Annotated in this window: 12 protein-coding genes; 8 read left to right on the top strand and 4 right to left on the bottom strand. The window is 40.7% G+C overall.

The genetic code is table 11. The features are described from left to right. The 4 genes from P20439_RS10775 to P20439_RS10760 all read right to left on the bottom strand — a co-directional run. Positions 1–2,329, bottom strand: a 2,329-nt coding sequence (locus tag P20439_RS10775; RefSeq protein ID WP_036933653.1) for a hypothetical protein, incomplete at its 3' end; no start/stop codon positions are given. 143 nt (positions 2,330–2,472) lie between these two features. Further along, on the bottom strand, positions 2,473–4,023 hold the full coding sequence (locus tag P20439_RS10770; RefSeq protein WP_008466791.1) for a PH domain-containing protein: 1,551 nt from the start codon (positions 4,021–4,023) through the stop codon (positions 2,473–2,475). Beyond that, a complete protein-coding gene (locus P20439_RS10765; RefSeq protein WP_008466789.1) occupies positions 4,013–4,558 on the bottom strand; it encodes a PH domain-containing protein in 546 nt (181 codons plus the stop codon). Before P20439_RS10765 ends, P20439_RS10770 begins: the two co-directional genes overlap by 11 nt. 16 nt (positions 4,559–4,574) lie before the next feature. Beyond that, positions 4,575–5,429, bottom strand: coding sequence for a D-hexose-6-phosphate mutarotase (locus P20439_RS10760; protein ID WP_008466787.1), 855 nt, complete (start codon positions 5,427–5,429; stop codon positions 4,575–4,577). A gap of 415 nt (positions 5,430–5,844) precedes the next feature. Here P20439_RS10760 and P20439_RS10755 point away from each other — a divergent pair, with 415 nt between their 5' ends. The 8 genes from P20439_RS10755 to P20439_RS10720 all read left to right on the top strand — a co-directional run bounded on the left by P20439_RS10755 (position 5,845) and on the right by P20439_RS10720 (position 14,278). Further along, a complete protein-coding gene (locus P20439_RS10755; RefSeq protein WP_008466785.1) occupies positions 5,845–6,330 on the top strand; it encodes a MarR family winged helix-turn-helix transcriptional regulator in 486 nt (161 codons plus the stop codon). Between the two features lie 110 nt (positions 6,331–6,440). Then, the gene (locus tag P20439_RS10750) at positions 6,441–7,727 is read left to right on the top strand and encodes a porin (RefSeq protein ID WP_036933658.1); all 1,287 of its coding nucleotides are present in this window, start codon (positions 6,441–6,443) and stop codon (positions 7,725–7,727) included. A 143-nt stretch (positions 7,728–7,870) separates the two neighbouring features. Then, positions 7,871–8,266 (top strand): YbaN family protein, encoded by a 396-nt coding sequence (locus P20439_RS10745; protein WP_008466782.1) that lies wholly within the window; start codon positions 7,871–7,873, stop codon positions 8,264–8,266. Between the two features lie 82 nt (positions 8,267–8,348). Continuing rightward, positions 8,349–8,981 carry a PepSY-associated TM helix domain-containing protein gene (locus tag P20439_RS10740; RefSeq protein WP_036933656.1) on the top strand — a complete coding sequence of 211 codons (633 nt, stop codon included), beginning with the start codon at positions 8,349–8,351 and terminating at the stop codon, positions 8,979–8,981. Continuing rightward, positions 8,981–9,490, top strand: coding sequence for a DUF2271 domain-containing protein (locus P20439_RS10735; RefSeq protein ID WP_008466778.1), 510 nt, complete (start codon positions 8,981–8,983; stop codon positions 9,488–9,490). The genes P20439_RS10740 and P20439_RS10735 overlap by 1 nt, the downstream gene beginning before the upstream one ends. A gap of 34 nt (positions 9,491–9,524) precedes the next feature. Next, positions 9,525–10,370, top strand: a complete 846-nt coding sequence (locus tag P20439_RS10730; protein WP_008466776.1) for a DUF4198 domain-containing protein — start codon at positions 9,525–9,527, stop codon at positions 10,368–10,370. Between the two features lie 275 nt (positions 10,371–10,645). After that, positions 10,646–13,180 carry a TonB-dependent siderophore receptor gene (locus P20439_RS10725; RefSeq protein ID WP_008466775.1) on the top strand — a complete coding sequence of 845 codons (2,535 nt, stop codon included), beginning with the start codon at positions 10,646–10,648 and terminating at the stop codon, positions 13,178–13,180. Positions 13,181–13,387: 207 nt separating this feature from the next. Further along, positions 13,388–14,278 carry a hypothetical protein gene (locus P20439_RS10720; RefSeq protein WP_008466773.1) on the top strand — a complete coding sequence of 297 codons (891 nt, stop codon included), beginning with the start codon at positions 13,388–13,390 and terminating at the stop codon, positions 14,276–14,278. Positions 14,279–14,493 lie beyond the last annotated feature (215 nt).

Here is a 14,493-nt window from a genome sequence, read left to right as displayed (position 1 = left end):
ACTGCCCTATGGCAAATGCTTGGCGGTCGTGTTGCCATTGCTGACTAATACTCAACCGTGTCCAATTTTTATGGCCATTTTTATAATCTGTATAGTTATAAGCCAATTCTGGGATTAACTGTAATTGACCAAATTTCAATGGGTGGCTTATTGCAGCAAAGCCACCTCGGGCGTCAATATCGACGTTTAAGCTAGGTTGATATTGATATGATGTATCCAAATTATAATCAAATAGCGCAAGCTTAAACTTTGTATTCAGCGCATTGTATTTTGCTTGTACAAACCCTCCATGTAATGCACCGTCATGCAAATCAATATTATAACCCGCTTGTAAATCAAGTTGCTTTAATAGGTCGCTGCTTTTTATACCTACGCTTAGCAAACTGGTTGACGCTGAATAATACTGTGATCCCAAGGCAAACGTCGCTTGCTGATCAAGTACTGCGTAATCGCTTTGCTCTGCTATCTCATCGGTATATATTTTTGCCGGTGGCAGAGTGTGCTTATTTACCATCAACAATGGAGCTTCACTGGTTACAGCGAGATCCGTCACGGCTGCGCGATTTTTTGCTATTGTTAGCGTTTTCACATCAGGGCCATCGGCATTAATAGAGAAATAAAGTAGTGAGCCATCTTCTGTTTCAATCGGATATGCGAGCGCTTCTTGCCCGTTAGTTAAGCGGGTGAGGGTGTTATTTTTTATATGATAATTATAAATATCAGTGGCATTATTTAGACCAGCTACAAAATAGATAGACTCCCCATTTTGACTAAAACTCGGCTGGCTTAAATATTGATACCCATTAGGCATTGGGACTGACTGCCTAGTATCAGCGCCCAACTCTTGTATATACAACTGCCAATTTTCGTTTAATGACGCTGATAAATAAGCTAATTCTGTTTCATCGGGGCTTAGGGTCGGGTAATCATACGTCGTTTTTAAGCTCTTGGTAAAAAGTGGCGTGATTGTTTGTGTATTAAGATCGACTTTTACTAATTCAGAATACCCAGCTCTTATTTGCTCACCGTAAAGTGTTTCACCATCGCGGGTAACACTAAAACGACGAATACCAGCCAGTTCAGTGAGTTGTTCGACGTTACCAGTATCTATGTTATAGCTAAAAATGTCAGACACTTTGTTATAAGTCCCCGACTCCTCACTACTGTAGGCATTAAAATAAAGAGTGTTATTGCCTACCCACTGCGGATTGGCAATACCTGCGCGATTTATTTGATTTAATATTTTTTTTTGCTCGCGCTTAAATACACTTGGCGCAGTATCAGGAATATCTTTAGCATCATCTTCAAGTAATTGCTTTTGTGCTTTAGTAAATTGCTGTTGCGCTTTAGTGTTGTCTTCAGTGCTATAAATTATGAGCTTGGTATTACTTTTTTTATCACGCTCCACTATGGCAATTTTGCTGCCATCATCTGAAAGAGCTGGGTTGCTAGCGTATAAATCAAGCTTTAACCAAAGCTTGCTATTAAGTGGTGACTCGGTTTGCTCTTGTTGCATTGCTTTATAAGTGTACTCAGCAATAAATCGACGATATAGCTTGGCAGCGCTATGCCCAAATACACCAGAAAATGCGTCGTTAAAATCTCGAGACTTAACCGCCCGCATACGAACCCATACATTATCGACCAGCTGCTCTGAGTAATTTTGCTCTAGCCAGTATAAAAAACGACTTCCCATTAAATACGCCATGGAGCCCGCCATAAAGCCTTCATCACTATTTAGTTGCCCATAGGTCGGAAGCGCTCCTTGCTGAGCAAACTCCCTGAGTATTGCCTCAGAATAGTTATCAAAGAGCCGCCCTCGGCCTGTCATTTTAGACTCAATTAAGGTGGCGTATCCTTCAGCTACCCAGCGCGGTGTATCGCCATAGGTTAAATCGTAAAGATCCCATACCCCTCTCATTTTTTGTTGCCACTCACTGCGGGTTGGCTGCGCTAAATGCACTAAGTGAATGTACTCATGCAATACTAGTAATTGCTGCCAGCCCGATGAGTTTGAGATTACCGTATCCGACTGCGGTGGCGTAGTAAAAAGCGCCATAACAGGATTGTTAGAGGTTGGTAAGGCAAAGCCATTCGCTGCATTTAGAGGGTCAAACACCACCACATCGACGATTTTATCAAGCGCACGGTTTTGTTGCTCAAGCACTTTAGTGCGAACAATTTCCAGCTCCACAGCAGTCGATTTAGCAAAATCAGTATGCTCACTACTAAAGTGAACATTAAAATGCTCGGTATGAATGGTTTGCCAATCAGCAGCAAAGCTAGGTGCAGCCAATAATAAGGCTGATGCAATGAGTGACTTTTTCACAATAATCCCTTAAATAGTACATTTGATAATGCTTAGAGTATTATCAAATGGAAAAAACGGGCAGTAAAAAAGTGTAATAAAGCATGTGCAAATGTGTATTTACACCCGCTTTATTATTTAATCTGAGTTTTGAACAAAGGAAGTTACATCCAACTGCGAGGGTCTGACTCAGCCTGCATAAGTGTAAAATCTATAATGAAGTCAGCATCTTGCTGTTTTAAATAAGGGACATACGCACCGCCTGCAGCAAGTTGTATATACAGGCTTTTTAAGCCAGAACGACGCATAAAAAAGGTGCTCACACTGCGAGCGCTTTGTGCTTTGTAGAGCTCAAATACCCGATAATGCACGCCAATCATGCCTTTGCGTACCACCAAATAAAAACGCCCATCTTGTTGATGAAGGTAATACCCATAACGTTTATAAGATAAAAACACTAACGCGGCTAGTACCAAGAATAATGCTAATGCAATTAATATATTAAGTTGCATAAAGCTAATAAAAAAACCAGAAGCAACGCTCGGTAGCAAAGCATAAAACACCGTGTTTTTATATAACAACGCCCTTTCTACCGCATTGAATGCCAGCTTTTTACTGTCAAACCACGGATAAATCCACTGACACACATTATCAACTTGCTCCTGCGTGAGCACAGGCAGCACTAAGGTTTGTTTATTCTTTTTCGCCATGCTTGCAGCACCGCCGCTACTGGCTTGCAAACACTCCACAGTAAAGCGTTTTAATAGCCTAGCAACTAGGTTTTGCTTAATAACGATTGACTGTACTTTGTCTAAACTAATTGATAGTTGATGACGCTCTAACAGCCCTGCAATACGTTTGAATTTATTATTTTTAAAGTAAAGCTGATAGTTATAAAAACGAATGAGCGACATAGTCACCGATAAAAACACCGCAATAAATACCAACATAATAATTAAAGTAATAACCGCAAATACCGCTGCATTAGCCATCATACCGAGCTCTTGCTGATAAAAACCCTCTATTTTTGTTATGAACTGCTGCTCTAAAAAGTCGATGGCCACATTCATAAAAGGGGCAATAGCCGCAAGTGCTAAAATGGCCATATTCGACATTAAACCAAATTTAGCAATTTCTTTATTGGTGATAACTAAACTATTTTCGCTCTGCTCTTCAATATGAGATTGCGCTGTATCAGCGAGCTCTACTGATGGTTGCTGCTGCGCTTTATAGTCAAACACTCGTTTACGCATTTGTTGCGCGTAATCTTTAGTTACCCCTGGCAAAACAGCTTCTTGAGCCACACTGCCTGCCGCATCAAAAATACAATTAACTAACCCTATGGGGGTGAAGTAAAATGGCTCCGCTATATTTACGTTTTGCACTCGAGAAAATTTTAAGGTAAGTCGCTCTTTTTTAAATACGCCTTTATTAAGTAAAATTTCATGCTCGTCAGTAATACAAAAACGAAAACTACGGTAATACAAAAAACAATAGGCAAACAATGAAGTCAAAGCAACCGCGAGCCCAACTTGCCCCCAAAATAGTTTATTTTCTACTTGGGTAACAAATACCACCAACACGGGCAGTAAATTAAATAAGCCGTCTTTTATGAAGCGCACACTAAAATGCATCACAAAATAAGCCAGCGCCCAGGGCGACACTTTTTGCCAGTTAAGTGAAGGTGACGTTATTTGCGCAGCATCAACACTCACTGGCAGCTACCTCGCTTGCGGTTTCATCGTGGCGATAGCTTTGTACAAACTGACGAATATTTTTGCATTTTTCGTGAGTCAGGCCGCTAATTTGTAAATCGGCACTCATACCGCCGGCGCTATAAAGTCTTAAACTGGCTAAACTAAGCTTTCGCTCTATGGGTCCACGGTGTATTTCAATATGCTGCACACGCGCTAACGGTAAAATTGTCACCTGCTGCCAAATAATGCCTTTTTTAAAAGCAATATCGTGGGTACGCAACGCGCTGCCCTGTAATTTTATGCTAAACACGCTATATAACATACACAGTAAAATTAATAGCGGAACAGCAACCAATAAGTAACCTTGCGCCATAGCAGCAAAATCAGGATTAAAATAGCAAACAGTCGCTAGTACTAAGCAAAAAGGAATGAAGAATAACAACCAATTCAATTGTGCATGCAACAATGCTTTGTCCGCAAGCGGCTCAAACACTATGCTTTTATGTTGCGGTAGGTCGGTTATTTGTTGATTAGTAAACACACTTTGCTCCATTACGCGTATGGTAGGCTTAGCCAAGCCACTTAATTGTTGTTACTAGGGTATGACTTTGTTTTGGCTCAAGCGTAACCGCATCTTCAAGTACATTCGCAGCCTCTAGGCATAACATGCTTTTATAATCATCATCGGCAAAATTTGATAGTCGCTTTGATTTTTCAATCCATGGATTCCATAACACGCACGAGCGCGAGTTTTCTCTGCTAACGCTGATCATCCCTTGAGGAGTTTCAATAGTTTGCACAGCGGCGGCTTGGGTATAAACCATATCGGTTTCACGGGTAAAACCAACCACATCACTTTGCTGATAAGGCCCTTGGCCAAATTCTATGTATTGCGCCCCTTGCAGCCCTGTTACGCGAGTATTATTAATATCATCAGTTGGAAAGTAAGTATGCAGCGCCTGCGTATAACTAAATGGGGTGTTACCTAAATTACAGGTGGTTAAACGCACCTCTAACTGCTCAGATAAAATAAACTCAACCCTTAAAGAAGATTGATGAGGCCAAAAGGTAGAATCTATCTGCTTCATTGGTAATTTAAGACTAACAGTAATCTCGTTCTCGGTTTCATGCACTTCATCGGCTTGCCATACGTGCGTGCGCGCAAAACCATGTGCTGGAAAGTCTTTATTTTCATGTTGACCAAACCAAGGCCAGCAAATAGGAATACCGCCACGAATGCCCTTCCCCTCGCTAAAGGTTTCATCCCCAGACACCCACAATAGTGGCAATTTTCCTTTGGGTGTAAACTCAGTTATTTGCCCACCTTGTAAAAATATCTTCGCCTTACATTGGCGACTATTAATACTAATAAATTCCAAACCGCTATGTGTACGCTCAATACATACTGAGGGTGATAATTGCATTTTATTTCCTTTAACACTGAGACTAATTTTTTAGTACTTAACCTGAGTTCAGGTTACTGTACACAAACAATAATGCATGCTTAAAGCATAAGCTACATAGAATAGTTATTTAAATTGAGTTAGTTACTATATTTTTATGCCACATCAACGGCTCAATTACGACTAAAGTTTTAAACCTGTGGCTTGCGTATCGCTTTTAACTTACGTAAGGTGCGCAGCCTTAGCAAACAGAGTGTTATTAACTTTTAATAAAATAAAGATAATAAATGCCATTTTAATTACTGCTCAAATTAATAAAAACCATTAAAAACTAATAACAGCGGGCTAAAACAACATATATCATTTGAATTCAATTTATTTGATGTGTAACATTTCGTGATTACGGCAACTGATTCGCCTTTCATGAGACAAACAAATGCAAAAATATGACGAGTTACTAGTTTCTTTACGCAAGGTGATCCGTGCGATTGACTTACATTCAAAACAACTTAATAAAACAGCGGGTTTAACTGGACCACAACTGCTTATTATGCAAGAAGTGTCTCAAACTGATGGTATTACCGCCAGTCGTATTGCGCAAAACGTCAATTTAAGTCCGGCAACGGTCACAAATATTCTTGACCGAATAGAAAGCAAGAATTTGGTAACACGCGTTCGTAGTCAAATGGACAAACGCCGGGTCAGCTTATACCTTACTGAACAAGGTAAAGAATTACTCGAAAAAGCGCCTCAGCCCTTGCAAGAACACTTTATCGAAAAATTTTCAGCGCTTGCTGAATGGGAACAGAGCCTACTACTTTCATCAATGCAACGTATTGCCGCAATGATGGATGCAGATAAGCTAGATGCCTCTCCTCTTTTAGAAGTAGGCGCACTGTTTCAAACTTCTACTAAAGAATAAAACGCAGTATAAAAACAATAAACTAAATTAGTCTGCCATTTTCTCCTTTTTCCACACTAAGAGGCGCATCGTTGCGCCTTTATTTTTTAATCACAATCAAAACGGCTATTATGACTAAACTCTCAAAACTAACACTCGCATTAATTTTAAGTGGTGTTGCTAGCAATTCTTATGCATCAAATCTTCAACCTATCCAAAGCCAATTAACGCAGTTAAAGCAACAAGTAGATAAACTTGAAAGCAAACTCGCTGAAAAAAAGTCTCAGCAAGTAGACCAAGTTAGTAAACAGTTGCAAGCTACTTCTACAGACACTGCACAGCAAGAAAAGCAATCATCTGGAATAAAGGTAGGAGGTGCTATTCGCGCTAACTACGGTATAAACTCTTACGATGAAGACAATGAAGATCGCGGCGGTGACTTTGATTTTGATATTTTCCGGTTAAATGTCTCTGGCGAAATTAATGATATTTCAGTCAATGGTGAAATACGCTTTTACGATTATATGACTGTTGTAAAGTACGCTTACTTAGGGTACGAATTTATTGATGGCTGGGAAGCTCAGGCAGGCATAACAGCCGTGCCGTTTGGTAACGGTCCTTATAATTCTCACAGCTACTTTTTTAGCACTAACTACTATGTTGGCCTAGAAGATGATTTTGATTTAGGTGTGGTTGCTAAGCGCAAACTTAAAGACAACTGGACACTTGATTTAGGCTTTTTCAAAAATGATGAACTGGGTGGAGTTGATGGCTCAGCATCAGACAAAAATCATCGTTACTCTTATGATATTGTTGGTAGTCGTCCTGCAGATGAAGGCATCTATGCTGAACCAGCAAAGCAGCTTGGTGAATACAACACCTTTGCTGGTCGCGCTACTTATCAGCTTGAGCATAGTAAAAATATCACCACTGACATCGGGGTATCGTTACTCAGTGGCGGACTTCACGACGGTGAAGACCGCGCTGGTAATTACAGTGCTTGGGCTGTTCACTTAAACAGCAACATTAATAACTGGAATATTCAATTGCAACACGGTGAATATGACTACGACTTAGACGATGGTAATAACCGCTTTGCGGTGGGTGCTTTTGACTATTATGACAGTGTATCGAGCCAAGCCACAATGACCAACTTTAATGTTGCCTATGACTACGCACTAGAATGGGGCCCAGTTACCAACCTGCAGTTTTATAACGACTATGGGATCATCTACAACAAGTCAGATAATAGCGCCAATACTTGGATGAATGTAACCGGTATGAGCATTACTGCTGGCGGATTCTTTAGTTATGTTGATTTCGTACAAGCCCGCAATCAACCCTTTATTGGCGGTACCATTATTGGTGATGGCGATACCGAGCGCCGTTTTAATATTAATTTAGGCTATTACTTTTAATAGGTAGTGCAATCAGGAAATTCTTTTCCTTTGCTAACCCTAAATGGCTTAGTTGATAACATGCAACTAAGCCATTTTCTCTTCATTTTACCTTTTAATTAGCTTACCCTTTTACCGTTTAATTAATTAAAAAAAGAGCTAAAGTGAGCATAAAAAACGTTTTTATTTATTATAAAAATTTCGGCTTTAAATTGCTGGGGCTACTGTGTGTATTACTGGGCATTATTGGTGTTGCCCTACCGGTTATGCCAACCACGCCGTTTTTAATTTTAGCCTTAGCCTGTTTTGCTCGCTCATCCGCGGCACTTGAGTCTTGGCTATTAAACCACCCTCGCTTTGGCACAACATTACAACATTGGCGCGCCCATCAAGTGGTTCCTGTAAAGGCAAAGTATGCTGCGGGTATAGGTATGCTAATAGGCTTTATATTTTTATCATACAACAGCCCTCCAGCTTGGATTATTGCCCTAGTGGCTGTTGTTGAAGTGCTGGTTATGGCTTACTTAATTTCTAAGCCCTCAGCTCCTCCTAAAAAATAAAGTGTAAAGTTTGGTAAATAAATTTGTAACAGCTAATGCAAATCATTATCATCCGTATAAATTAAATAAGTTTGTACCTTTTATGCCCTTTGTTAATAAACGCACTTTATATAGTACAAGTCGTACTCTACATATCTATATTTCCACCGCTTTGTTTTTTTTACTTATTCTATTTTGTGTAAGCGGTATAGTGCTAAACCATGTTGACTGGTTAAAAAACGATAAAAACAATGGCCAAATTACGGTCCAAATCCCCCAAGATCTGCTTACTCAAGCAAATACACAATTAAATAGCCTGCCTGCTATTTATCCACAAATAGAAGCTTACTTAGCCAAACACTATGGGCTGAATAAAGTGAAAAGCATTGAATGGGAAAAGCAAGATTCACTGGTTATGCTCGACTACCCATTACCAGCAGGCTATGCCTATGCAGAGTTTGATTTTATCAGTGGCGAATTGTTACTCGATTATCAAACCGGGGGGTTTTTAAGTGTTATTGGCGATTTACACAAAGGTCGTCATTCAGGAGAAGTATGGAGCTGGGTTATTGATATATCAGCGGTGCTCATGATTCTATTTGCCATCACCGGCATGATTATTTTATTTCAAAACAGAAAAAAACGCTTAGCAGGAATATGGATAACCGTATTAGGAATCGCAACACCATTGGTTATTTATTTATGCTGGGTTCCACAAATTAAAGGAGTGTTTTAATGTTCAAGTTTAAATCTTTAATTAGCACCGTATTGCTGTTAATTGCCGTGTGTTTTCACACTTCGGTGGCAGCGCAATCGCCCCAATTAGAAATCGAATTAACTCTACCTGAGTTAGATGTGCAGCCCTATCATCGCCCTTATGTTGCAGTTTGGCTCGAAACACCAGAGCGAAAACATGTCTCAACTTTAGCGCTTTGGGTACAAAAAGCGGAATGGTTTAAAGACCTACGCCAATGGTGGCGTAAAGCAGGTAAAAGTGATGCAAACTTCGATGGGGTTAGTAGCGCAACCAAACGCGCAGGCATTTATACCATTAATTGGGACGGAAACGATCTTAATGGCAAATCAGTTATCGCAGGAAAATACCTGTTAAATGTTGAAGTTGTTCGTGAAGAAGGCGGGCGTGATTACAGCCGTATTGAGCTTGATTTAACCCAATCAGGAAAAATAACCATTGATGGCAAAAACGAATTTTCAACCAGCTTTGTCACTGTATCCGCTAGGTAGTCCCTACTTATCATTCAAATTTAAAGGAAAAATAATGAACGTTAATTTATTAAAAACAGCACTCATTGGCGCACTGAGTTTATCAGCGCTGGTATCAACAGCTGCAAGTGCACATGGCCGCTGGTTACTACCTTCGCATACCTCGCTATCAGGGGATAAAGCCCATTATGTAATGATTGATGCGAGTATTTCTAACGAAATTTTTGCACCTGATAAAGCATTTCGTCCAAGCACAAAAGGCGCTGAATACGACGATACTCTGCTTATGGCACTTGCCCCAAATGGCGAGCAAGTTACCGATACCATTCGTGCCTACTACCTACAACGCAAAAGCTCTGCTGCAGTAAAACTTCAGCAACAAGGCACCTATCATATTGCGATGACGCAAAAACCTATGTACATGACATTCTACAAAAATGCAGCAGGTGAGCGAAGCCGTGTATTCGCCAAAAAAGCAGATGCCAATCTACCTAAAGACGCCAGCGACATCACTACAATTAAAACCATCTCTACTGTTGATACCTTTGTTAGTCATAATGGTACCTCTAAACCAGCACAATTAGGTCAAGGCTTAGAGCTTAGCGGCCCAACGCATCCAAACGATTTATTTGTTGGCGAGCAAGCGCGCTTTCAGCTAATAAGCGATGGAAAGCCGGTTGGCGAAGGCATTGAAGTCAGCATTTTAAAAGGTGATACACGCTACCGTAACGAACGTGGCGAAATAAAAGTAACGACCGACAAAAACGGCATGTTTAGCACAACGTGGAAAGAGCCAGGCCTATACCTAATCGAAACCTCTCAAAAAGTAACAGTAAACGAAAAAGATGTAGACGCCAGCCGTTATGTATTATTTACCACCCTTGAAGTAGCACCTGAATAAATTTTTAATTCCCTACAGGCCACATTAATCGTTTGGCCTGTAGCTTCTTTATAATTTAAACCCTTTAGCAAAGCTTTAAACCAAGTTAGTCATTTTCGCTGCCTAAATAAGCATAATCCTATATTTTAGCCTCCTTGTCTGTTCCTGTTTCAATCTATTATTCCGATCACTTATTTTTATGAAAATAGTTGAATAACTTAGTCAATTTAGATCTTTGCGATGCACTAGCCGCTTATATATGATGCGCCCTTTTCAAAATCTTCAAGGCACGCTTAATGACTTTTCAGCATTTATCAGCTAATAAAAAATTAGCACTTAGCTTGGCTATTTCCACCGCACTTAGCGCCTCTTTTTCAGCTGCTAATGCGGCTGAGCAAACTAACCAAGTCGAAGAAAATATCGAAGTAATTTCAGTAACAGGCACGCGTCGCAGTTTGCGTAGTATTGCGCAAAGTACTGTGCCTGTAGATATTATTAGCAGTGACGATATGGCAAGTACGGGGCAACTTGAAATTAGCCAAGTGCTCGCTAAACAAGTCCCGAGCTTTAACTACCCAAGTGCCACACTCTCTGATGGCACCGATCATGCTCGCCCAGCGGTTTTAAGAGGCCTTGCACCCGATCACACCTTAGTCCTTATTAACGGTAAGCGTCGCCACTCTGGTGCGTTATTAAACTTAGGGGGCACGGTTGGTCGCGGCTCTACCGCGGTTGATTTAAACATGATCCCAACCTCTGCAATTAAGCGTGTTGAAGTACTGCGCGATGGGGCTGCAGCACAATATGGCTCTGACGCCATTGCGGGAGTAATCAATATTGTTTTAAAAGATGCCACCGAAGGCGGCAGTGTTAGCGTAACTTATGGCCAATACGACAGCCAAATGGCCGGTGTACCGCAACTAAATAGCACTTATGCGGATGATAACGGCAACCTTGCATTTAATTTAGGCGACGATCGTCACGTTAACGACGGTAGTACCCGCACAATTAGCGCAAACTCAGGTTTTTCATTAACAGACAATGGTTTTGTAAATGTATCAATTGAATACCGTGATAACGACTCAACTCAACGCTCTGGTTTTGATCCGCGCGAACAATACAGCCGCCTAGATGATGGCAGCCTAGACCCACGCGAATTTACAATTGATCGCTACAATCACCGTTTTGGTAAAGCAGCGCTGGAAGACTACGCTTTGTTTTACAATATGGGATACGATTTAGAGAATGGCTTTAATGTTTATTCGTTTGGTAGCTATTCAGAGCGTGAAGGTAACTCGGGCGGATTTTACCGTCGTGCAAAAGACAGCCGCAATGTTTTAGAGCTATACCCTAATGGCTTTTTGCCACAAATTGCTACCGACGTAAAAGATTACTCGCTGGCACTTGGTTTACAAGGCGATAGTGGCGACTGGACTTGGGGTGTAAGCACCAACTACGGCCTAAATGACTTTGGTTTAGGGGTTGTAAATAGCCTCAATACTTCTTTAGGTACTAATAGCCAAACTGAGTTTGATAACGGCGCCATGGTTTACGATCAATTTTTAGTTAATTTTGATGCCAATACCAGCGTTGATTTTGGTCTACCCGATGATGTGTTTTTCACTATTGGTGCTGAATACCGCCGTGAAAGCTATAAAATAGAGCAAGGCGAGGAAGCCTCTTATATTACTGCGCTTGATAACAACGGCAACCCAATTGCTGCTGGCGGTGCGCAAGTGCTTCCTGGGTTTGGGCCGCAAAGCGCAACCAATGAAAGTCGTCATAATGTTGCTGTATTTGCTGAATTTGATACTTACTTAACTGATAAATGGAATGTTGTTTTAGCCAGTCGCTATGAAGATTACAGCGATTTTGGTAACACATTTACTTCAAAATTAGCCATGCGTTACAGTATTAACGACAACCTATCATTACGTGGTGCTGCCAGTACTGGGTTTCGTGCGCCGTCACTTGCACAAAGCTCGTACCGTCAAATATCGACTATTCTCGAAAATAACCAGCCTTTTGAAGTTGGTCTATTCCCAAGCTCTGCTCCTGCAGCTCAAGCGTTAGGTGCAAAACAGCTCGATGCAGAAGACTCAGTTAACGTTACCGCTGGATTTGTTTACACTCAAGGTGGCTTTAGCTTAACGGTTGATGCGTACCGCATTGATATTGATGACCGGATTGTACTCTCTGAAAACTTAAGCGGTAACGCTGTGCAGCAAATTCTAGCGAATGCTGGCGAGCTAAATACCGAAAGTGTTCGTTACTTTACCAACGCCATCAATTCGCGCACACAAGGTGTTGATATTGTGGCAACGTACACACTTGATTTAAATACATTGGGTGATGTGCGCTTAAATGCGGCGGCAAACATTAACGATACCGAAGTGACTCATGTAGATGCAAACCCGAGCGAGCTAAATTCTTTAGGCGATGACTACGTGGTATTTGCCCGTCGTGAAGTAGGCCGTTTTGAGCAAGGCACACCCGATAACAAACTAAACCTATCGGCTGTTTGGAGCTTTAACCAATGGCAAACAACCTTGCGTGCAACTCGCTATGGGGAAGTGGCAGATATTTCAACCACCAGCGAGGGTGATGAATATTTAGATGCTAAATGGATTGCTGATTTAGAAGTCGCTTATCGTCCTAACGAAGCGTGGAAGTTTGCAGTAGGTGCGAATAACCTATTTGATCAGTACCCTCAAGCAACGGTAGATAATATTGGCTACTCTAACTTTGGCCAAATATTTCCGTACACGCCTTACACACCCTACAGTTTAGATGGGCGCTTTTTATACGGTAACATTACTTACAATTTTTAAGTAAAACGCCCATTAACAATAGAGTAATTACAAAAGGATGCAGTGTGCATCCTTTTTATTAACATTTAGTATTTTTAACCATATTTTGGCATTTTAACTTTTTAACTACTGCTGCCATCTCATATAAAACAACAACTTACATTTCGGCCTCAATTTTGCTCTATACTTTGTATATTAACTAAAATAATCAATATCAAAGGACTAAACATGAGCGCATCAACTCTATTCAACTTCACTAAGCCCGTTTCACTAATTAGCGGCATTTTATTACTCAGCGGTTGTGTATTTCACATATCGCCCAGTGTCGCATCAGTTAAACAAACCCAGCAGCTTTCACTACCAAGCAATAACCTTGAGTACATAACGATATTAAGTGGTGCCGGTTCGCTCGATATTCAGGGCTCTAATACTGCAACCAATATTAGCGTTGATGCCATCATTTACACCGCCGACATTGACGATGAATACGAACTCACCCTTGAGAAAAGCGGTACACAAGCAAAACTTGTTGCACAAAATAAAAGTAATAATGGGATTAGCTTTTACAGCGGGCAATCACCAAGTATCAATTTAGTTGTTACCGTACCTAACACCCTAAATTTAGATATTAACGACGGCTCAGGCGATATTATTATTAACGCTATGCAAAGCAATATTGATGTAAAAGATGGCTCTGGCAATATTGATATTAATAGTGCTAAAAACTTAAATATTGACGATGGCTCGGGCAGTATTTACGTAAAAAATGTAGTCGGCGATTTAGCATTAAATGATGGCTCAGGCAGCATTGATATTGATAATGTCAGTGGTAATGTCGCAATTGAAGATGGCTCAGGCGAAATGCAAGTTACTAATGTAACGGGTGCATTAAACGTTGAAGATGGCTCGGGCGGCATAACTATTAAACATATTAATGGCGCAGTGACCATAGACGATAACTCAGGAGATATGCTGATTGAACATATTGGCTCAAGCGTGACTATTGAAGATGGCTCTGGCGATATTCGCGTTAATCATGCTAAAGGGCTAACAATTACAGAAGCAGGCTCTGGCGATGTTAGCATCGATAATATCTCTGGTTCAGTAAAGCTAGACTAATATAACCTGAACTCTGGTTAAGAGATTTACTAACATATTGAATCAAAATAATATTTATGTTTGTCTTCTCTAGCCAGAGATTTTCAGTGAAAACAAGGCGAAATTACGCGTCAATAGCTAGTCTATTGCAAGTAAATTCAACGCAGTTAGCGCTCAAAATAGCTGCTTGAGATAGATTTATTATCCAGAGTTCAAGTTAATATACTAAGCCCTTA

The sequence above is a fragment of the Pseudoalteromonas sp. BSi20439 genome (assembly GCF_000241165.1).
Lineage (GTDB): Bacteria > Pseudomonadota > Gammaproteobacteria > Enterobacterales > Alteromonadaceae > Pseudoalteromonas.
This window is presented reverse-complemented; position numbering and strand designations above follow the sequence as displayed.

What these genes read in the sequence shown, in the direction of transcription:
- P20439_RS10765 (WP_008466789.1), bottom strand. Translation starts at nt 4,558, where the DNA reads ATGGAGCAAAGTGTGTTTACTAATCAACAAATAACCGACCTACCGCAA.
- P20439_RS10760 (WP_008466787.1), bottom strand. Translation starts at nt 5,429, where the DNA reads ATGCAATTATCACCCTCAGTATGTATTGAGCGTACACATAGCGGTTTG.
- P20439_RS10755 (WP_008466785.1), top strand. Translation starts at nt 5,845, where the DNA reads ATGCAAAAATATGACGAGTTACTAGTTTCTTTACGCAAGGTGATCCGT.
- P20439_RS10750 (WP_036933658.1), top strand. Translation starts at nt 6,441, where the DNA reads ATGACTAAACTCTCAAAACTAACACTCGCATTAATTTTAAGTGGTGTT.
- P20439_RS10740 (WP_036933656.1), top strand. Translation starts at nt 8,349, where the DNA reads ATGCCCTTTGTTAATAAACGCACTTTATATAGTACAAGTCGTACTCTA.
- P20439_RS10735 (WP_008466778.1), top strand. Translation starts at nt 8,981, where the DNA reads ATGTTCAAGTTTAAATCTTTAATTAGCACCGTATTGCTGTTAATTGCC.
- P20439_RS10730 (WP_008466776.1), top strand. Translation starts at nt 9,525, where the DNA reads ATGAACGTTAATTTATTAAAAACAGCACTCATTGGCGCACTGAGTTTA.
- P20439_RS10725 (WP_008466775.1), top strand. Translation starts at nt 10,646, where the DNA reads ATGACTTTTCAGCATTTATCAGCTAATAAAAAATTAGCACTTAGCTTG.
- P20439_RS10720 (WP_008466773.1), top strand. Translation starts at nt 13,388, where the DNA reads ATGAGCGCATCAACTCTATTCAACTTCACTAAGCCCGTTTCACTAATT.